This window comes from Sphingopyxis sp. UBA6723 (genome assembly GCF_002454115.1).
Lineage (GTDB): Bacteria > Pseudomonadota > Alphaproteobacteria > Sphingomonadales > Sphingomonadaceae > Sphingopyxis.
The window spans coordinates 470,349-488,026 of record NZ_DKIH01000009.1 but is presented as its reverse complement, the minus strand read 5'-3'; the positions used below and the strand labels follow the sequence as shown (position 1 = coordinate 488,026).

The window sequence follows — 17,678 nt, the reverse complement described above, 5'->3', positions numbered from 1 at the left end:
ATCTATCGTCACGACGGCGCCGCCCCTATAGCGCCGCCATGACCATCAGCCTCTTCGAACTCTTCAAAATCGGTGTCGGCCCCTCTAGCTCGCACACCGTTGGCCCGATGGTCGCGGCCCGCCGTTTCACCGTCTGGCTTGACGAGCAAAATCTCTTCGATCGGACGGTACATGTCGAAGCCGATCTCTACGGCTCGCTCGCGCTGACCGGCAAGGGGCACGCCGCCGACACTGCAATCATTGCAGGTCTGGCGGGCGAGATTCCCGCGAGCACCAGCCTCGCCGCGATCAAGGCGCATTGGGACCGCGCGACCAGCGAAGGCTTCCTCTACCTGCTGGGCCGCCAGCGCGTTCGCTTCCAGCCCGCCCGTGACCTGCATTTCCAGATGCGCCAGCGCCAGCCGTTCCACAGCAATGCAGTCAGCTTTAATGCGCGCGACGCCGACGGCGAAATCCTTGCCAAGCGGATGTATTTTTCGATCGGCGGCGGCTTCGTCGTCGACGAGGACGAGGCGGGACGCAACAGCCGCGGAGCGGAGGACGAGGTCGAACTGCCCTTCGCTTTCACCTCGGGCGCCGACCTGCTCAGCATGGGCGCCGCGTCGGGCAAGAGCTTTGCCGAGATGATGCTCGAAAACGAACTCGTCCACCGCCCGCTGGCCGAGGTCGAGGCGGGGCTCGACGCAATCGCAAGCGCGATGGACGCCTCGATCGATGCGGGCTGCTCAAGCACCGGGATCCTGCCCGGCGGGCTGAAGGTCAAGCGCCGCGCACCGCAGATCGCCGCCGACATCCGCAACCGCCACGAACAGAATCTGACCGACCCGCTCGCGATGATGGATTGGATCAACCTGTGGGCGATGGCGGTGAACGAGGAGAACGCCGCGGGCGGCAAGGTCGTCACTGCGCCGACCAACGGTGCTGCGGGGATCATCCCCGCGGTTATCCGCTTCTACCGCCGCGGCTATCGCGGCGACGACGCGGGGGTCCGCACCTTCCTGCTCGCCGCGGGCGCGGTCGGCGCGCTCTACAAACGCAACGCCAGCATCTCGGGCGCCGAGGTCGGGTGCCAGGGCGAGGTCGGCGTCGCCTGTTCGATGGCGGCGGCGGGGCTGACCGCCGCGCTCGGCGGGACGAACGCACAGGTCGAAAATGCCGCCGAGATCGGCATGGAGCATAACCTCGGGCTCACCTGCGACCCGATCGGCGGGCTGGTGCAAATCCCGTGCATCGAGCGCAACGCGATGGGATCGATCAAGGCAATCGACGCGAGCCGCATCGCGATGATCGGCGACGGCACGCATGTGGTGAGCCTCGACACGGTAATCGCGACGATGCTGCAGACGGGGCGCGATATGCGCGACAAGTATAAGGAAACATCGAAGGGCGGGCTGGCGGTTAGCGTGGTGGAGTGTTGATAGCCCCGTTTCCTCCATCGTCACCCCGGACTTGATCCGGGGTCCATTGCGGCGACGAAATCATGGACCCCGGATCAAGTCCGGGGTGACGAAAGTGGGGGGCTGCAAATAGCGCTTTCCTACATTATTTCGCTGTGCCAGCCTATGGTCCGGCTCTTTGACCTCGTCGATGTTCACGCCTTTGCTTAAAGCGACAAAGGAGACAGTTTTGCGCTGTGCGTCCGTATCTTTTGTCTCCTTAAGGACCGACGCCCGAGCTGCTAAAGCCACAAAGGGCACAAATTCGATGCGCGCATGCGGGGCTTTTGTGGCTTTAGGGCGAAGCACCGAGCCAATCCTCCCTGTGGCGAAGCCGTGGGGGAGTCGCAGACGGCGAACAGCGCCAGCGGGACCGCTCATCGCAGATGAGTGGTGGAGGGGCGGCGACGGCAGCGCCAAAGCCCCTCCGTCAGCGCTTCGCGCTGCCACCTCCCCACGGCTTCGCCGCAGGGAGGATCGGGAGGCATCTTGCATTGCCGCCCCATTTGCCTGATTGGGAGCGCCGAGAAGGAGACCCGCCATGAAAACCCGTGCCGCCGTTGCGTTCGAAGCGAAGAAGCCGCTCGAAATCGTCGAACTCGACCTCGAAGGCCCGAAGGCGGGCGAGGTGCTGGTCGAGATCATGGCGACGGGCATCTGCCACACCGACGCCTACACGCTCGACGGTTTCGACAGCGAGGGCATCTTCCCGAGCGTGCTTGGCCATGAGGGCGCGGGCATTGTGCGCGAGGTTGGCGCGGGCGTCACCAGCGTCGTTCCCGGCGACCATGTGATCCCGCTCTACACCCCCGAATGCCGCCAGTGCAAAAGCTGCCTCAGCGGCAAGACCAACCTCTGCACCGCGATCCGCGCGACGCAGGGCAAGGGGCTGATGCCCGACGGCACGACGCGGTTCAGCTACAAGGGTCAGCCGATCTTCCATTATATGGGCTGCTCGACTTTCTCGAACTTCACCGTGCTGCCCGAGATTGCGGTCGCAAAGATCCGCGAAGACGCGCCGTTCCAGTCGAGCTGCTACATTGGCTGCGGCGTGACCACCGGGGTCGGCGCAGTGATCAACACCGCGAAGGTCCAGGTCGGCGACAATGTCGTGGTGTTCGGGCTGGGCGGTATCGGGCTCAACGTGATCCAGGGCGCACGCCTCGCGGGGGCGAAGCAGATCATCGGCGTCGACATCAACGCAACCCGAGAGGAATGGGGCCGCAAGTTCGGCATGACCGACTTCCTCAACACCCGGGGCATGAGCCGCGAAGACACGGTCGCCGCGATCGTCCAGCTGACCGACGGCGGCGCCGATTATACCTTCGATGCCACGGGCAATACCGAAGTGATGCGCACCGCATTGGAAGCCTGCCACCGCGGCTGGGGCACCTCGATCATCATCGGCGTCGCCGAGGCGGGCAAGGAAATCGCGACGCGCCCGTTCCAGCTCGTCACCGGGCGCAACTGGCGCGGCACCGCGTTCGGCGGCGCCAAGGGGCGCACCGATGTGCCGAAGATCGTCGACATGTATATGACCGGCAAGATCGAGATCGATCCGATGATCACCCACGTCATGGGGCTCGAGGAGATCAACAAGGGGTTCGATTTGATGCATGCGGGCGAGAGCATTCGCAGCGTGGTGGTTTACTGAGGACGTTGCTCCCTTCTCCCATTGGGAGAAGGTTATGGAGCCTTACCGGCTGTGCCGGTTAGGCGGAGTTGGATGAGGGGTTGAGGTCCATCGACCGGGCCGAACCCCTCACCACTGCGACTAGGCAGCAAGCTGCCAAGTCTCGTTGCCTCTCCCGATGGGAGAGGCCGTCAGAGAGCCCTGTTGGGGTGGGAGGAAACATTTGACCGGACCTTATGTCCTGACCTTCAGCTGCGTCGATGCGGTCGGCATCGTCGCCGCGGTGACCGGGCTGCTCGCGGAGCGCGACGGCTTCATCCTCGACAGCCAGCAATATGCCGACCTTGGTTCGGGGCGTTTCTTCATGCGTGTCGCCTTTCGCGGCGCCGGGCCGCGCTTCCCCGAGGGGCTGGCGGGCGTACAGGCGGCGTTCGTGCCGATCGTCGAGCGTTTCGCGATGGACGCGCGGATCAGCGACAGCGCCGCCAAACCGCGCTTTGTCATCGCGGTGTCGCAGGGCAGCCATTGCCTCAATGACCTGCTCCACCGCTGGTCGACCGGCAATCTCGCGATCGATATCGTCGCGGTGGTTTCGAACCACGAGCATCAGCGGCGGCTGAGCGAATGGCATGGGGTGCCGTTCCACCATTTCCCGGTCAGCGACGCCAATCGCGCCGAACAGGAAGCGCGCATCCTTGATCTGATGGCGCGCAGCGGCGCCGACTATCTGGTGCTGGCGCGCTATATGCAGGTGTTGTCGCAGGATATGTCGGGGAAACTCGCGGGGCGCTGCATCAATATCCACCACAGCTTCCTGCCCGGGTTCAAGGGCGCCAAACCCTATCACCGCGCGCAGGAGCGCGGGGTCAAGCTGATCGGCGCGACGGCGCATTTCGTGACCAGCGACCTCGACGAAGGCCCGATCATCGAACAGGCGGTCGAGCGTGTCGATCACCGCGACAGCGTCGAGGATCTGATCCGCATCGGCCGCGACGTCGAGGCGCAGGTGCTGGCGAAAGCGGTGCGCTGGGTCGCCGAACAACGCGTGCTGATCGACGGCCGCAAGACGGTGGTTTTCCGCTGACAAGGCTGGCACAAGATCGGTATCGATTCGCAACGAAAAAAGGAGAGAGCGATGTACAGTCACAATATGGTCGGCACGAACGACGTGGCCAAAGCCAAGACATTCTATGATGCGACCTTCCAGGCGATTGGCGGCAAGCCGGGGATTCAGGACGACAAGGGCCGCCTGATCTATATGCACAATGGCGGCCTGTTCCTGGTGACGCCGCCCATCAACGGGGAACCGGCGACGGCCGGCAATGGCTGCACGATCGGCTTTGCGATGGAGGACGAGGCGCAGGCGAAGGCATGGCACGACGCCGGCGTTGCCGCGGGCGGCACCAGCATCGAAGACCCGCCGGGCATCCGCGAAGGCGGCTTTGGCCAGCTGTACCTCGCCTATCTGCGCGACCCCGACGGCAACAAGCTGTGTGCGCTGAAACGCCTGTAATCGGCCGATAGATTGATGCGCGGCGAAGCGGGATTGCGGGCGGACTTAGGTGCGCTTGGAATCCCCTTCACCGAACATGAGCATGACGCAGTGTTCACCGTGGCCGAGAGCAATGCGGTACATGCCGCGATGCCGGGCGCGCACACCAAGAACCTGTTCCTGAAGGACAAGGGCGGGGCCTTTTGGCTGGTCACCGTGCCGTCCGATGCGCGAGTCGATCTGAAGCGCCTGCCCGGCGCGATCGGGTGCAAGCCTATCAGCTTTGCCAAGGCCGCCGACATGGAGCGCCTGCTCGGCATCACGCCGGGGTCGGTCACCCCGCTTGCCGCGATCAATGCCGCGCCGGGGAGCATCACCGTGGTGCTCGACGCGGCGCTGGCCGACGCCGACCCCGTGGGCGTCCACCCGCTGCGCAACACCGCAACGCTGGCGCTGGCGGGCGCCGCGATACTGGACCTGCTGCGCCATTGGGGGCATGACCCCTTGGTCGCCCCCATTCCCGTTCAGGAACCCGCATGACCCTTGAGACTCTCTCCACCGTTCGCAGCCATGGCGGCACGCAAGGCGTGTACAAGCATGCGAGCACGACCACTGGCACCGACATGACCTTTGCCGTCTTCGTGCCCGACCATGATCCCGGCGCGAAGCTGCCGGTGCTGTGGTATCTGTCGGGGCTGACCTGCACCCACGCCAATGTGATGGAAAAGGGCGAATATCGCGCTGCCTGCGCCGAGCATGGCGTGATCTTCATCGCGCCCGATACCTCGCCGCGCGGTGAGGGGGTTCCCGACGATCCCGACGGCGCGTGGGATTTCGGGCTGGGTGCCGGTTTCTACGTCGACGCGACCGAGGAGCCGTGGGCGAAAAACTACCGGATGCGTTCCTATATCGAGGACGAGCTGCCCTCGCTGGTCCTGCGCAATTTCCCCAGCGCCGACCTGACGCGGCAGGGCATCACCGGCCATTCGATGGGCGGGCATGGCGCGCTGACGATCGGCCTGCGCAATCAGGATCGTTTCCGCTCCGTGTCGGCCTTTTCGCCGATCGTCGCGCCGACGCAATGTCCGTGGGGCGAAAAGGCGTTTGGCAACTATCTCGGCGCCGACCGCGAGGAGTGGCAGGCGTACGACGCCTGTGCGCTGCTCGATCAGGGGCTGCGCGTCCCAGACCTGCTCGTCGATCAGGGCGACGCCGACAATTTCCTGACCGAGCAATTGAAGACCGAGCTGCTGGTCGCGGCGAGCGAACGCAACGGGCAGAAGGCCGAGATCCGGATGCAGCCGGGATATGACCACAGCTATTATTTCATCTCGACCTTTCTGGCCGAGCATGTCGCTTGGCATGCGGAGCGGTTGAGAACCTGACCCGCCATTTATTTCCGTTCGTGTCGAGCGAAGTCGAGACACCCCTAGGTCGTGCTCTGACAATGGGCATCTCGACTTCGCTCGATGCGAACGGAAGTTTAGCTGTGTTCCGGGATTAACAGGCTGGAGCCCGTCGTCCGTCCGGCCTGCAAATCCGCATGCGCCCGCGCCGCATCCTGCAACGCATAGCGCTGGCCAACCATAATCTTCACCGCGCCGCTCTCGATCATCTCGAACACGCGTTCGGCACCCACGGCACGCTCGCCAGCGTGGAGATAATAGTCGAACAGCGTCGGGCGGGTCACGAACTGCGAGCCATGCTGAGCGAGCACGCCCAGATTGACGCCGGTCACCGGGCCACCGGCATTGCCATAGCTGACGATCAGCCCGCGCCGCGCGGTCGCTTTCAGCGAGACGTCCCATGTCGCCATGCCGATGCCATCAAAGGTCACGGGAACGCCCTGCCCATCGGTGATTTCGCGGACATGCGCGGCGACATCGTCGCTCTTGTACATCAGCACATGGTCGGCACCCGCTTCGCGCGCGGCATGGGCCTTGGCTTCGGTACTGACGGTGCCGATAACGGTCGCCCCGATCGCCTTCAGCCACTGGACGAGGATCAGTCCGACCCCGCCCGCGGCGGCGTGGACGAGCACGGGCCAGCCTGCTTCGACTTTTGCACAGCGCTCGACGAGCATTTCGACCGTGCACGCTTTCAGCAGCGCGGCGGCGGCGGTTTCGTCGTCGATGGTAGCGGGCAGTTTGAAAAGCGACGCTGCGCTAACCAGCCGCGCGCTGGCATAGGCGGTGCGTTCGGGGCCGAAGGTCGCGGCGCGGTCGCCGGGCTGGAAGCCGTGGACACCTTCGCCGACGGCGATGACCTCACCGGCGGATTCGACGCCAAGGCCGCTGGGGAGCGGAATTGGATAGGTGCCGTCGCGGTGATAGGTGTCGAGATAGTTCAGCCCGACCGCGGTTTGCCGCAGCAGCACCTGCCCGGGGCCGGGTTCGCCCAGCGTGACGTCGCGCCAGTCGATGACCTCGGGTCCGCCCTGGCTTTCGATAAAGGCTTGGGTTGCTTGCATGCGCGCGCTCCTGCTGTCCGGTCCATCTGGTGGGCTGGTCAGGGGAGTGCAAGGGCAAGTCGTTCACCAACACCGTCATTGCGAGGAGCCGGAGGCGACGCGGCAATCCAGAGTAGGCGTAAACCGCTCTGGATTGCTTCCCCCGGCTTTCGCCGGGGTCGCAATGATGGCGTTTTAGGTGATCGTCCGTCGGTTACTTCGACGGACGGCGCGGGCTGCGCTGGCCGAAGGGCTTGGGCTTGTAACGATCGGTGGGCTTGCCGCCGGGGCCGCCGGGGCCACGCGGACGATCGCCAAAGCTGCGGTCGCCGCCGGGCGCGCGGCCGAGCGTGCTGCGCGGGGCGCCGTCGCGCGGGCCGCTATGGCCGCCCGAATGCCCGCCCTTATCGCGGCGCGGCGGATAGGTCGGGCCGTCGGGTGCCGGGGTGATCGCCACACCGCTGTCGTCCTCGCCATCTTCATTGGCGCTGCGGATCACCGCCTCGGCAAAGCGATCGGCGATGGCGCGCGGGATGTTGAACATCGTTTCCTTGGGACCGATGCGGATCGCGCCGATCTCGTTCTTGCTGACATGGCCGCGGCGGCAGAGCAAAGGCAGGATCCAGCGCGGATCGGCGTTTTGATGACGGCCGATGTTGAGGCGGAACCAGACGCTGTCCTCAAACCCTTCGCGCTGGTCGCCACCGGCGCCGCGTTCCGGGCGCTCGAAGCGTTCGCCGCGCTCGGGGCGACCGGCGGTGTCGCGGCCGCGCGGGCCGTTGTCGATCAGATCCTCGGGCGGTGGCATCAGCGCGCGGTGCGCCTGGACGAGCGAAGCGGCGATGTCCTCGGGGGTGCGCTCGGCCATCAGGCGTTGCGCGAGTTCGATATCCTCAGGCTCATGCTCGACCGGGGTGAGCAACTTTTCCATCAGCCGTTCCTGATCGCGCTTACGCACGTCGGCGGCGGTCGGGGCGTCCATCCATTCGGCCTCGATCCGCGCGCCGCGCAACATGCCGTCGACACGGCGGCGGCGCGGGTAGGGGACGATGATGACCGCGGTCCCCTTTTTGCCCGCGCGGCCGGTGCGGCCCGAACGGTGCTGGAGGGCTTCGGCGTCGCGGGGAATTTCGACGTGGACGACCAGGCTGAGCGTCGGCAGATCGATACCGCGCGCGGCGACGTCGGTTGCGACGCACACCTTGGCGCGGCGATCGCGCAGCGCTTGCAGCGCGGCGTTGCGTTCATTCTGGCTATGCTCGCCCGACAGCGCGACCGCAGCGAAACCGCGTTCGACGAGGCTGGCGTGGAGACGGCGGACATTGTCGCGTGTGGCGCAGAACAGCATCGCGGTTTCGGCGTCGTGGAGGCGGAGCAGGTTGACCACCGCGCCTTCGATATCGGCCGGGGCGACGGTCACCGCCTGATAGGCGATGTCGCCATGGCCGCGATCCTGACCCACGGTCGAAATGCGAAGCGCGTTCGTTTGATAGCGCTTGGCGAGCTGGACGATCGGATTGGGAATGGTGGCCGAGAAGAGCAACGTGCGGCGCGTGGTCGGCGTGGCGTCGAGGATTTCCTCGAGATCGTCGCGGAAGCCCATGTCGAGCATTTCGTCGGCTTCGTCGAGGACCGCGACGCGGAGTGCTGACAGGTCGAGCGCGCCGCGTTCGAGGTGATCGCGCAGGCGCCCCGGGGTGCCGACGACGATCTGAACGCCCTGGCCGAGGGCGCGGCGTTCCTTGCTGGCGTCCATGCCGCCGACACAGGTTGCGATGCGCGCGCCGGCCTTGGCGTAAAGCCAGCTGAGTTCGCGGCTGACCTGCAGCGCGAGTTCGCGGGTCGGGGCGATGATCAGCGCGAGCGGCGAGGTGGCGAAGGGCAGGCGGCCATCCTCAATGAGCTCGTCGCCCATCGCGAGGCCGAAGGCGACAGTCTTGCCCGACCCGGTCTGGGCGGAGACGAGCAGGTCGCGGCCCTTGGCCTGATCTTCGCTGACTTGCGACTGCACGGGGGTGAGCGCTTCATAGCCGCGCGCGGTAAGCGCGTCCGAAAGGACGGGGGAAAGATTTTCGAAAGTCATTATTATCTCAATAGCATAGGCGGTCACCGGTGCGGTGACGGGCCGATAGAAGGGGCTCAATGGGCTTAAATCACCTGTCCGGCAGCGTGTCCGCTTGCCCAGGCCCATTGAAAATTATAGCCGCCTAACCACCCAGTGACATCTACGGCCTCGCCGACCGCATAGAGGTTTGCAACGGTTTTGGCCACCATTGTTTGCGACGACAGGCTGGCGGTCGAAATTCCGCCCACCGTGACCTCGGCTTTGGCGAAGCCTTCGGTGCCGTTGGGGCGAAAATCCCAGCGCGCAAGACGCGATTCGGCATCGGCGAGTTTGCGGTCGGTTTGCGCCGCAAGCTCGCCGGGGAGTGCCAAGCGTTCGGCGAGGGTTTCGGCGAGGCGGTCGGGGAGCATCGCACCGAGCGCGGCGCGGACGGTCGTGCGCGGACGGGTACGCTTGGTTTCGAGCAGCCAGTCGTTGGGCGCGTCGGGCAGGAAATCGATCGTCACCGGCTCGCCGTGGCGCCAATAGCTGCTGACTTGCAGAATCGCCGGACCCGAGAGACCGCGATGCGTGAAGAGCGCCGCCTCGCGAAACGCCGCCTTGCCCGCGCGCGCCTCGACGGGGGCGGCGATTCCCGACAAGGTGCGGAACAACACGTCGTCGCCGCCCAAAGTCAGCGGCACGAGCGCAGGGCGGGGCTCGACGACCTTGAGGCCGAACTGCCGGGCGAGATCGTAAGCGAAACCGGTCGCGCCCATCTGCGGGATCGACGGGCCGCCCGTGGCGATCACTAGCGCCGGGGCGCTGAAATTCTGGTCGCCGAAGCGGACGGTGAACTTGCCGTCGGCGTGGGTGACGTCGCTGACCGGCTGCCCGGTGCGGACGTCGACCCCGCCCTTGGCGCACTCCTCCAGCAGCATCGCGACGATCTGTTTCGCCGACCCGTCGCAGAATAGCTGGCCCAGCGTCTTTTCATGATAGGCGATGCCATAGCGATCGACGAGCGCGATGAAGTCGGCGGGGGTGTAGCGCGCCAGCGCCGATTTGGCGAAATGCGGGTTCGCCGAGATAAAGCGGTCGGGCGCGGTGTTCACATTGGTGAAGTTGCAGCGCCCGCCGCCCGAGATCAGGATTTTCTTGCCCACCTGGTCGGCATGGTCGAGCAACAGCACCCGGCGGCCGCGCTGCCCCGCAACCGCGGCACACATCAACCCGGCCGCGCCGGCACCCAGCACGATGGCATCAAATTCGGTTGTGGACATGGCGGCTCAGTGCAGCTTCGCGATCGGCAAGCTATCGGCCTTGGCGCGCGCCTTGACCGATTCCTCGCTGCGCGTGAGCGCCTTCGCGATCGATTTCAGCGGCATGCCTTTTTTCGCCAGCGTGTGCAGCTTGTCGATTTCCGCCGGTGTCCAAGGCTGTTTGTGGCGTTCGAACTTGTCTTTCATGCCTGCGTCTCCGGATCGGTTGTGACGGCGACAATTTCGATCGCATCTTCGCGGTCCTGATATTCCATGCGCTCGCCCGCTTCGCCGCCCATCAGCGCGCGGGCGAGCGGGGCCGAAAAGGCGACGCATCCCAGCGCCGGATCTGCCTCGTCGCCGCCGACGATCGTGATCGTCTTTTCGGCGTTGTTGAGGCGATAGGTCACGCGGCTGCCGATGCCGACGCTGCCATCGGCAGACGGCGCCTGCACGTCGGCGGTCGATTGGCGGGTGTGGAAATAGCGGAGGCGGCGTTGCAGCTTCTTCCGCACCTCTTCATCCGCCGTTTGCGCGATGTCGGCTTCCAGCCGCGCGACGTCTTCGCCGAGCAGCCGCAGCCCGCGCGGGGTCACCCAGTTCGGGCCGACCGCGATGGGCAGCTCGAATTCGGGCTCTTTATGATCGTCGTCGCTTTCGCGGCGAAACGCTACGCTCATGGTCTGGCTTTCGGGTCGAAATCGCAAAAGCCGACCCTGCGCGCCGAAGGTGGCGACAAAATGGCGCGCCATATTGCGATGCGTAACCTTCGGGTGCGCACGACCGAAACTCCTATCGATGCCATCCCCCGCATCAATCATTTTCAAAGGGAGTATCCATCATGTCGAACAGCCTGAAATTGTCACTCGCCGCCTCCGCCGTTCTCGCCATGGCCGCCGGTGCGGTCGCCGTGCCCGCCGTTGCCGCCGATGGCGCCAAGGAACGCTGCTATGGCGTGTCGCTGAAGGGCAAGAATGACTGCGCCGCCGGTCCCGGCACCAGCTGCGCCGGAACCTCGACCGTCGATTACCAGGGCAATGCGTGGAAATATGTGACCAAGGGCAGCTGCGAAAAGATGGGCGGCGCGCTGGCGGAACGCAAGGGCAACGCAAAGCCGGTCGCCAAGAAGAGCTGAGGCAAGTGCCCCCCCGCCCGCCCCATGGCTTGCCGCGCCGCGCCGGTTTCGGGTTGAAGCCCGAACATTACACCGACGTGCTGGCGGCGGTGGAGCGGGCCGCTCCGCCCGCCTGGGCCGAAGTACATCCCCAAAATTACTTCGGCGCAGGCGGGCCTCCGCATCGCTGGCTGACCGCCATTGCGGCGTATATGCCGCTCAGTTTCCATTCGGTCGGACTGTCGATCGGGTCCGCGGCCGGGGTAGATCGCGGCGAACTGGCGTCGCTGGCGCAGCTATGCGACCGATATGAGCCGGCGATGGTTTCCGATCACCTCAGCTGGAGCAACGGCCCCGGCGACAAATTCCCCGACCTGCTGCCCATCCCGTACAGCCATGCTGCACTGGATCATTTCGTCCGCGAAGTCGGGCGGGTGCAGGATCAGTTGCAGCGGGCGATATTGATCGAAAATCCGTCGCGGTACCTGGCGTATATCGGCGATGATTGGGACGAAGTCGAATTCCTGCACGAACTATGCAATCGCAGCGGTTGCGGGCTGCTGCTTGATATCAACAATATCGAGGTGTCGGCGTTCAACCTTGGCCGCGATGCGGCGTCGTGGCTTGCCGCGTTCGACCCGGCGCTGGTCGGCGAGGTGCATGTCGCGGGTCACAGCCGCAAGGCCGACGATATGGGCGGCACGATCGCGATTGATGACCATGGATCGCCAGTGCGCGACAGTTGCTGGGATTTGCTCGCGGCTTTTCTGCGCCGCTCCGGGCCGAAGCCGATACTGGTTGAATGGGACAGCGACGTTCCCGATTTTGCGACCCTGACGGCCGAAGTGGCCAAGGCTGACGCGCTGCTCGCGCGCGCGCCGGTCGATGCGTGAGGCGCAGGCGGCGATCGCCGCGGCGCTGCTCCGCGGCCCCGACCATCTGCTAGCCGGACTGTTGGCGGGCGACCACGCCGCAGTGCTGCGCGGACTTCGCGTCCATGCCAACACGATCTCGCACGCGCGCCTTGTCGCGCTCGAAGACACATTTCCGCGGACGCGCGATTATCTGGGTGAAGGTGAGTTCAATCGGCTGTCGCGCGCCTTCCTTGACGTTGGCGGCGCGCAAGGCCGGTCGGTGGCGCAGATTGGCGCAGGCTTTCCAGACTGGGTGGCCGACCCGCTCGCCGCGGACCTGGCGCGCTTCGAATGGGCGTGGCTGGAAAGCTATCACGCCGCCGATGCTCCGGCGCTGGCGCTTGCCGACCTGGCTGAACTGGACGAGGCAGCGCTGCTGGCCCGCGTTGTGCGCTGTCACCCGGCCATGCGCGTCGTCACGCTGTCCAGTGCCGCCGCACCGCTCGTCGATCCTGGCTTTGCGCGCGGCGTCCAGGCGCTGCTGGTCACCCGACCGGATTCCGAAGTGCGATTGCTGGCTGTCGATGGTGCCGATGTCGCGGCGCTCTCCATGGCGACCGAAAAGGCGCCGCTCAGTAACCTCATGGCGCATCTCGCCGAACTGCATCCCTACGGTGGCGGTGCTGTTGCGGCGCTCATTGCCGCTGGCGCGTTCGAGAGGATTTGAAAGATGAAGCGGATCGTTGCACTTCATGATCGCGGGGTGGCCATTGTGGCGGGTCATATACCCGAGGCGATTGCGCTCTTGCTGCTGCGTGTGGCGCTCGCCGGCGTGTTCTGGCGCTCCGGCCAGACCAAGGTTGTTGAGGGCAGCATTCTGCAAATCGACCCGATTCAATATGATCTGTTCGCATCCGAATTTTCAGGCCTACCGCTCGATCCCGCAATTGCGGTGCCGCTGACGACCTATGCCGAGCATCTGTTTCCGATCCTGCTGCTCGTGGGCCTCGCGACGCGGCTGTCAGCGGCCGCGTTGCTGGTGATGACGCTGGTGATCCAGATCTTTGTGTTTCCCGACGCGTGGTGGCCCGTCCACTCACTTTGGGCCGCCATCGCGGCGATCCTCATTGTGCGCTGCGGCGGGCTGTTCTCGCTCGACGCGATCCTTGCTAGGCTGCGGCGCAAATGAGCATCGACGAACCCTCGCTGGCGCGATTGATGGTCGCGTCGCAGCGCGGCGACCGTGCCGCATATCGTGCGCTGCTGAATGACAGTCGCCAGTGGCTGGCGCGCTATTTCGCCCGCCGCATCGCGCCGCATCACATTGACGATCTGGTGCAGGAAACATTGGTGTCAATGCATCGCAAGCTGGCGACGTGGGACGACGGCCGACCTTTCCTGCCGTGGCTGGCTGCCATCGCGCGCTATCGCTGGATCGACATGTTGCGCCGTCAGCGCGACGAGGTCGAACTGGGCGAGGGCGACGCGGCGGTCGGGGCTGAGGACGAGGTGGTCCACGCCCGCCTCAGCCTCGACCGCATGCTGCTGCTGCTGCCGACCGGGCAGGCGCAGGCAATCACGTTGGTCAAGATCGAGGGCGCCTCGATCGCCGAAGCCTCGCAGATCTGCGGACAGAGCGAGTCGCTGGTGAAAGTGAATATCCATCGCGGGCTGAAGAAGCTGGCGCAGTTGATTGAAAGCGAATGAGATGACGAACGGATCGATTGACAATCTGATCGAGGATTTGGCGGGCGAGCTCAAACCTGTGCGCCCGCGCCGCCTGATGCGCGGATCGCTGTGGGTGGCGGGTGGCTGGCTCGTCGGCGCCGCGGCGTTGTTGTGGCTCGCTGGGCCGCGACACGACCTGGCCGACGGCGCGATGATGCCGCCGCTGCCGCTGCTTGCCTTCTGGCTGATCGTCGCATTGGGTTTTGCCGCGGCATGGAGCGCGTTGCGGATGGGATTGCCCGGTGTTGGCCGCGATTATAGCGGCTGGCGCTGGGCCGGTCTGGCGGCACTCGCGCTGCCCTTTTCGGCCGTGGTGATGGCGTTGAGCGACAGTCATGCGGCGATGGATGCGGCACACCCCGAAAACGGCATGCACTGTCTTGCACAGGGTGTGTTCGCGGGGCTGGGTGTGGGCGCCGCGCTATTCGCCTGGCTCAAGGGGGGGGCGCCGACGTCGCCGACGCGCGCGGGCTGGGTGATCGGTATCGCGGCGGGCGCTGCGGGCGCAACGATCGTCGCGCTGCACTGCGCGTCGAACGACATGATTCATCTCGCGCTCTGGCACGGCTTGGCGGTCGCGCTGTCGGGCGTCATCGGCCGGGCGCTGTTGGCGCCGTTGCTGCGCTGGTAAGAGTGCCGTAGGGGCGCTGGACAAGATATCTCCTTTGTGTATTATATTGATAACACACAAAGGAGATAGGCGATGCGTAACTGGACGATGGCGGTGCTGCCGCTGGCTTTGGCGATGGCGGTCACCGGATGTGGCGGTGCCGACCGCACGGACGGCGACCAGCCGCGCAAAAGTGAGACGGCAGGATCCGCCGACGCCGGGCCGGTCGCGACGAAAAGCTATGCGCTCACCGGCTTCACCGAAATCAAGGTCGCTGGCCCCGACGACGTGACCATTCGCCAGGGCGACGCCTTTTCGATCAACGCGAAGGGGCCGCAGGCGGTGCTCGACCGGCTGGAGATCGAGGTCGACGGCCCCACGCTATCGATCGGGCGCAAACGCGAAGGTTTCAGCATTTCGAGTCGCGACGACGATGATGTTGAGATTACCATCACGATGCCGCGCCTCACCGGGGTGCGGCTGACCGGGTCGGGATCAATCGACGCCGACAGCATCGACGGCGAAGCGGTCGAGGCGTTGGTCACGGGCTCAGGCGACCTCAAAATTGCAAAGCTCACCGGCAAGCGGGCCGATATCAGCGTATCCGGATCGGGCGATATCGAGATTGACGGCGGGACGGTCGGCGCCGGCGAATATAGCGTGACCGGATCGGGCGACATCGATGCCGACGGGCTCGTCGCCCAGACGCTCGAGGTGTCGATCACCGGATCGGGCAATGTCGAGGCGCAGGCGACCGGCAAGGCGGATGTCAACATTCTGGGATCGGGCGATGTGACCTTGGGCGGCGGCGCCGCCTGTTCGTCGCGCCAGCTGGGATCGGGATCAGTCACCTGCAAATAAGGCAGTGCTGGTGCCGCCCGCCTGGACCGGGTAAGGCGGCACCATGACCTTTGCCCTCCGAAGCGCCGCGCTCGCGGTCGTCGCCCTGTTTGCTGCCGCTCCAGTTGCGGCCGCCGAAAAGCGCTTTGGGCTGACAAGCTTCGATGCGATCGAGATCAATGCCGACTATATCGTCGAAGTGACGACGCGCGCGCCGGTCGGCGCGGTCGCGATCGGGCCGCAGGACGCGCTCGACCGCCTAAGCGTCGAGGCGCGTGACGGGCGATTGGTCATCGGGCAGCGCCAGTTTGCGGGCGATACGGATCGCCGGGCGCCGCGCGGTGCGGTGACAATCCGCATCAACGCGGCGAACCTGCGTTCGGCAACGATGGGCGGCGCAGGGTCGATGCGGATCGACCAGATGAAGGGAACGCGCGTGACCGTCGGCCTGCGCGGCCCTGGCACGCTGTCGGTGGGGGCGATTGCCACCGATCGGCTGTCGGTCGCGATGATCGGCAACGGCACGATGACGCTGGGCGGTGCCGCGAAACAGGCGCAGATGACCGTGTCGGGCGCCGGGATGTTCGATGCCGGGGCGCTGAAGGTGGACATGCTGACCTTCGATGGCGAAGGCGCGGGCGATCACAGGCTGCAGGCGGTTAAGACCGCCGCGGTGACCGCGCGCGGCGTCGGCAAGACGGTCGTGCTCGGCAAACCCGTTTGCACGGTGCGCAATGTCGGCGCGGGGTCGGTGCAATGCGGGACGGCTAAGCGGTAATTTGGTCCGCTGTCAGATTTCCGTTCGTGTCGAGCGCAGTCGAGACACCCATCATTGTAGCGCCCACTCGACGGGTGTTTCGACTTCGCTCGACACGAACGGATTATAACGGACTATAAGACCGTTAGCGGATCAATGCCCCGCCGTGCCCAGCCCGTCGATCTTCTTCGACTGACGCATGATCAGTCCCGGGAACCAGCGTGCGAGGCGCGACAGGCGCTTGGCCATCTTGCCGACCGTCACATGCACCTTGTCGCCGTGAACCGCCGCCCACGCCGCCTCGGCGACGCGTTCGACCGGCACGATCTCGAACCCGCTTTGCGACAGGCGTTCGCGCGCCGGTGCGTTGCTATCGGCGCTGACCTGATCGAGCAGCGGCGTGTCGATGAACCCCGGCATCAGCGAACGGACCTTGATGCCATGTTTGGCAAATTCGATTTCAAGCGCCTCGGTCAATCCGCGCACCGCAAACTTCGTCGCCGAATAGATGGCGAGCCCCGCCACCCCATAAAAGCCCGAGGCCGACCCGGTGTTGAGGATCGTCGATCCCGGCGTCGCGCGCAGCAGCGGCAGCGCGGCATAGATGCCATTGACGACGCCGCCGAAATTGATCGCGATCAGCCGGTCGGCCTCCTCGGGCGGCATGTCGGCGAACTGGCCGCCGGTGCCGATTCCGGCGTTATTGAACAGCACGTCGAGCCGCCCGCCGCTTTCGGTGGCAAAGGCATCGAGCGCCGCGGCCCACTGATCGCGGTCGCGCACATCCATCACATGGCGCGACGAGGCGCCGTCGGGCAGCAGTGATGCGGTTTCGTCGATGCCGCTGCGGTTGACGTCGGCGATGCCGACCAACCAGCCCTGTCCGGCAAAATGGCGCGCCACTGCGCGGCCGATGCCCGATCCCCCCCCGGTGATGAAAATCGCCTTTCGAGCCATCCCGCCCCTCCTGACATTGTTGTTAATTGAACTTGATGCGAAGTTGACGTTTGCGTCAAGCGGCAATCACGGCGTCGCAAGGCGGTGTGCTGGCAGGGCCAACGCCCTGACCAACGCGGCGGCGCAGCCCCCTAGACGCCGCCCCACTTTCACCCTATGTTCAGGGAACGGGGCGCAATATCTTATGTTCCGACGATAACAGGGGCGATTCTTGCGGTTATTGCTGACCCTATTGGCATTACTGACCGGTCTGGCGACGGCCGACCGGGCTGTTGCCGCGCCTGCCGTTCCGGCGGCGATGGGGGCGCTTGTCCTGCTGGCCGAAACCGCGGGTCAGGCCGAGGTTAGCGATAGCGAACGCCGTCCGACCGCGACCACACCAACCCGGCGTTCGAGCGGTGGCAGCGACCGCAAACCGCGCAAAGCCCCGCCGCCGCATCTGCCCGGCCTGCTCATCGGCAGTGACCGCGCGCTCGAATAGAGCCGCGCTTTAGCGTCCTGA

General features: G+C 65.5%; 21 protein-coding genes. 15 read left to right on the top strand and 6 right to left on the bottom strand.

Translation table 11 applies throughout. The features are described from left to right. The first annotated feature begins 38 nt into the window (after positions 1 to 38). The 6 genes from B4F07_RS08385 to fghA all read left to right on the top strand — a co-directional run bounded on the left by B4F07_RS08385 (position 39) and on the right by fghA (position 5,946). Entirely contained in the window at positions 39 to 1,418 is a 1,380-nt protein-coding gene (locus B4F07_RS08385; protein WP_293698694.1) for an L-serine ammonia-lyase, read from the top strand. 559 nt (positions 1,419 to 1,977) lie between these two features. Further along, positions 1,978 to 3,090 (top strand): S-(hydroxymethyl)glutathione dehydrogenase/class III alcohol dehydrogenase, encoded by a 1,113-nt coding sequence (locus B4F07_RS08380; protein WP_293698691.1) that lies wholly within the window; start codon positions 1,978 to 1,980, stop codon positions 3,088 to 3,090. A gap of 202 nt (positions 3,091 to 3,292) precedes the next feature. Then, positions 3,293 to 4,153, top strand: a complete 861-nt coding sequence (gene purU / locus B4F07_RS08375) for a formyltetrahydrofolate deformylase (protein ID WP_293698689.1) — start codon at positions 3,293 to 3,295, stop codon at positions 4,151 to 4,153. A 51-nt stretch (positions 4,154 to 4,204) separates the two neighbouring features. After that, on the top strand, positions 4,205 to 4,582 hold the full coding sequence (locus B4F07_RS08370) for a VOC family protein (protein WP_293698686.1): 378 nt from the start codon (positions 4,205 to 4,207) through the stop codon (positions 4,580 to 4,582). A 15-nt stretch (positions 4,583 to 4,597) separates the two neighbouring features. Then, positions 4,598 to 5,101, top strand: coding sequence for a prolyl-tRNA synthetase associated domain-containing protein (locus tag B4F07_RS08365; protein ID WP_293698683.1), 504 nt, complete (start codon positions 4,598 to 4,600; stop codon positions 5,099 to 5,101). Continuing rightward, the gene (fghA, locus tag B4F07_RS08360) at positions 5,098 to 5,946 is read left to right on the top strand and encodes an S-formylglutathione hydrolase (protein WP_293698680.1); all 849 of its coding nucleotides are present in this window, start codon (positions 5,098 to 5,100) and stop codon (positions 5,944 to 5,946) included. The genes B4F07_RS08365 and fghA overlap by 4 nt, the downstream gene beginning before the upstream one ends. 98 nt (positions 5,947 to 6,044) lie before the next feature. Here the strand turns inward: fghA and B4F07_RS08355 are convergent, their stop codons facing one another. The 5 genes from B4F07_RS08355 to B4F07_RS08335 form a co-directional block, all read right to left on the bottom strand. Then, the gene (locus B4F07_RS08355) at positions 6,045 to 7,031 is read right to left on the bottom strand and encodes a quinone oxidoreductase family protein (RefSeq protein ID WP_293698678.1); all 987 of its coding nucleotides are present in this window, start codon (positions 7,029 to 7,031) and stop codon (positions 6,045 to 6,047) included. Positions 7,032 to 7,224: 193 nt separating this feature from the next. Then, entirely contained in the window at positions 7,225 to 9,093 is a 1,869-nt protein-coding gene (locus B4F07_RS08350) for a DEAD/DEAH box helicase (protein ID WP_293698675.1), read from the bottom strand. Positions 9,094 to 9,158: 65 nt separating this feature from the next. Then, a complete protein-coding gene (locus tag B4F07_RS08345; protein ID WP_293698672.1) occupies positions 9,159 to 10,337 on the bottom strand; it encodes an NAD(P)/FAD-dependent oxidoreductase in 1,179 nt (392 codons plus the stop codon). 6 nt (positions 10,338 to 10,343) lie between these two features. After that, a complete protein-coding gene (locus B4F07_RS08340; RefSeq protein ID WP_056368868.1) occupies positions 10,344 to 10,523 on the bottom strand; it encodes a hypothetical protein in 180 nt (59 codons plus the stop codon). Beyond that, on the bottom strand, positions 10,520 to 10,996 hold the full coding sequence (locus B4F07_RS08335) for a GreA/GreB family elongation factor (RefSeq protein ID WP_293698657.1): 477 nt from the start codon (positions 10,994 to 10,996) through the stop codon (positions 10,520 to 10,522). The genes B4F07_RS08340 and B4F07_RS08335 overlap by 4 nt, the downstream gene beginning before the upstream one ends. 161 nt (positions 10,997 to 11,157) lie before the next feature. Here B4F07_RS08335 and B4F07_RS08330 point away from each other — a divergent pair, with 161 nt between their 5' ends. From B4F07_RS08330 to B4F07_RS08295, 8 genes are all read left to right on the top strand, one after another. Next, the gene (locus B4F07_RS08330; RefSeq protein WP_293698654.1) at positions 11,158 to 11,451 is read left to right on the top strand and encodes a DUF2282 domain-containing protein; all 294 of its coding nucleotides are present in this window, start codon (positions 11,158 to 11,160) and stop codon (positions 11,449 to 11,451) included. 5 nt (positions 11,452 to 11,456) lie between these two features. Further along, on the top strand, positions 11,457 to 12,323 hold the full coding sequence (locus B4F07_RS08325; RefSeq protein ID WP_293698651.1) for a DUF692 domain-containing protein: 867 nt from the start codon (positions 11,457 to 11,459) through the stop codon (positions 12,321 to 12,323). Further along, the gene (locus B4F07_RS08320; protein WP_293698648.1) at positions 12,316 to 13,011 is read left to right on the top strand and encodes a putative DNA-binding domain-containing protein; all 696 of its coding nucleotides are present in this window, start codon (positions 12,316 to 12,318) and stop codon (positions 13,009 to 13,011) included. The genes B4F07_RS08325 and B4F07_RS08320 overlap by 8 nt, the downstream gene beginning before the upstream one ends. A 3-nt stretch (positions 13,012 to 13,014) precedes the next feature. Further along, positions 13,015 to 13,473: a DoxX family protein gene (locus tag B4F07_RS08315; RefSeq protein ID WP_293698646.1), complete on the top strand. Its 459-nt coding sequence runs from the start codon at positions 13,015 to 13,017 to the stop codon at positions 13,471 to 13,473. Next, on the top strand, positions 13,470 to 13,991 hold the full coding sequence (locus B4F07_RS08310; protein ID WP_293698644.1) for a sigma-70 family RNA polymerase sigma factor: 522 nt from the start codon (positions 13,470 to 13,472) through the stop codon (positions 13,989 to 13,991). Before B4F07_RS08315 ends, B4F07_RS08310 begins: the two co-directional genes overlap by 4 nt. Before the next feature lies 1 nt (position 13,992). After that, positions 13,993 to 14,643: a DUF1109 domain-containing protein gene (locus B4F07_RS08305; RefSeq protein ID WP_293698641.1), complete on the top strand. Its 651-nt coding sequence runs from the start codon at positions 13,993 to 13,995 to the stop codon at positions 14,641 to 14,643. A 72-nt stretch (positions 14,644 to 14,715) separates the two neighbouring features. Then, complete coding sequence (locus B4F07_RS08300) at positions 14,716 to 15,483, top strand: head GIN domain-containing protein (protein WP_293698638.1); 768 nt, start codon at positions 14,716 to 14,718, stop codon at positions 15,481 to 15,483. A 43-nt stretch (positions 15,484 to 15,526) separates the two neighbouring features. Then, positions 15,527 to 16,240: a head GIN domain-containing protein gene (locus B4F07_RS08295; RefSeq protein ID WP_293698635.1), complete on the top strand. Its 714-nt coding sequence runs from the start codon at positions 15,527 to 15,529 to the stop codon at positions 16,238 to 16,240. A gap of 132 nt (positions 16,241 to 16,372) precedes the next feature. Here B4F07_RS08295 and B4F07_RS08290 read toward each other — a convergent pair whose 3' ends face one another. Continuing rightward, complete coding sequence (locus B4F07_RS08290) at positions 16,373 to 17,176, bottom strand: SDR family oxidoreductase (protein WP_293698632.1); 804 nt, start codon at positions 17,174 to 17,176, stop codon at positions 16,373 to 16,375. Positions 17,177 to 17,387: 211 nt separating this feature from the next. Here B4F07_RS08290 and B4F07_RS08285 point away from each other — a divergent pair, with 211 nt between their 5' ends. Beyond that, complete coding sequence (locus B4F07_RS08285) at positions 17,388 to 17,657, top strand: hypothetical protein (RefSeq protein WP_293698629.1); 270 nt, start codon at positions 17,388 to 17,390, stop codon at positions 17,655 to 17,657. The last annotated feature ends 21 nt before the right edge of the window (positions 17,658 to 17,678 follow it).

Excerpts from the sequence above, each read along its gene's own strand:
- B4F07_RS08385 (WP_293698694.1), top strand. The coding sequence starts at position 39 with ATGACCATCAGCCTCTTCGAACTCTTCAAAATCGGTGTCGGCCCCTCT.
- B4F07_RS08380 (WP_293698691.1), top strand. The coding sequence starts at position 1,978 with ATGAAAACCCGTGCCGCCGTTGCGTTCGAAGCGAAGAAGCCGCTCGAA.
- B4F07_RS08370 (WP_293698686.1), top strand. The coding sequence starts at position 4,205 with ATGTACAGTCACAATATGGTCGGCACGAACGACGTGGCCAAAGCCAAG.
- B4F07_RS08365 (WP_293698683.1), top strand. The coding sequence starts at position 4,598 with ATGCGCGGCGAAGCGGGATTGCGGGCGGACTTAGGTGCGCTTGGAATC.
- fghA (WP_293698680.1), top strand. The coding sequence starts at position 5,098 with ATGACCCTTGAGACTCTCTCCACCGTTCGCAGCCATGGCGGCACGCAA.
- B4F07_RS08355 (WP_293698678.1), bottom strand. The coding sequence starts at position 7,031 with ATGCAAGCAACCCAAGCCTTTATCGAAAGCCAGGGCGGACCCGAGGTC.
- B4F07_RS08350 (WP_293698675.1), bottom strand. The coding sequence starts at position 9,093 with ATGACTTTCGAAAATCTTTCCCCCGTCCTTTCGGACGCGCTTACCGCG.
- B4F07_RS08345 (WP_293698672.1), bottom strand. The coding sequence starts at position 10,337 with ATGTCCACAACCGAATTTGATGCCATCGTGCTGGGTGCCGGCGCGGCC.
- B4F07_RS08340 (WP_056368868.1), bottom strand. The coding sequence starts at position 10,523 with ATGAAAGACAAGTTCGAACGCCACAAACAGCCTTGGACACCGGCGGAA.
- B4F07_RS08335 (WP_293698657.1), bottom strand. The coding sequence starts at position 10,996 with ATGAGCGTAGCGTTTCGCCGCGAAAGCGACGACGATCATAAAGAGCCC.
- B4F07_RS08330 (WP_293698654.1), top strand. The coding sequence starts at position 11,158 with ATGTCGAACAGCCTGAAATTGTCACTCGCCGCCTCCGCCGTTCTCGCC.
- B4F07_RS08320 (WP_293698648.1), top strand. The coding sequence starts at position 12,316 with ATGCGTGAGGCGCAGGCGGCGATCGCCGCGGCGCTGCTCCGCGGCCCC.
- B4F07_RS08315 (WP_293698646.1), top strand. The coding sequence starts at position 13,015 with ATGAAGCGGATCGTTGCACTTCATGATCGCGGGGTGGCCATTGTGGCG.
- B4F07_RS08310 (WP_293698644.1), top strand. The coding sequence starts at position 13,470 with ATGAGCATCGACGAACCCTCGCTGGCGCGATTGATGGTCGCGTCGCAG.
- B4F07_RS08305 (WP_293698641.1), top strand. The coding sequence starts at position 13,993 with ATGACGAACGGATCGATTGACAATCTGATCGAGGATTTGGCGGGCGAG.
- B4F07_RS08300 (WP_293698638.1), top strand. The coding sequence starts at position 14,716 with ATGCGTAACTGGACGATGGCGGTGCTGCCGCTGGCTTTGGCGATGGCG.
- B4F07_RS08295 (WP_293698635.1), top strand. The coding sequence starts at position 15,527 with ATGACCTTTGCCCTCCGAAGCGCCGCGCTCGCGGTCGTCGCCCTGTTT.
- B4F07_RS08290 (WP_293698632.1), bottom strand. The coding sequence starts at position 17,176 with ATGGCTCGAAAGGCGATTTTCATCACCGGGGGGGGATCGGGCATCGGC.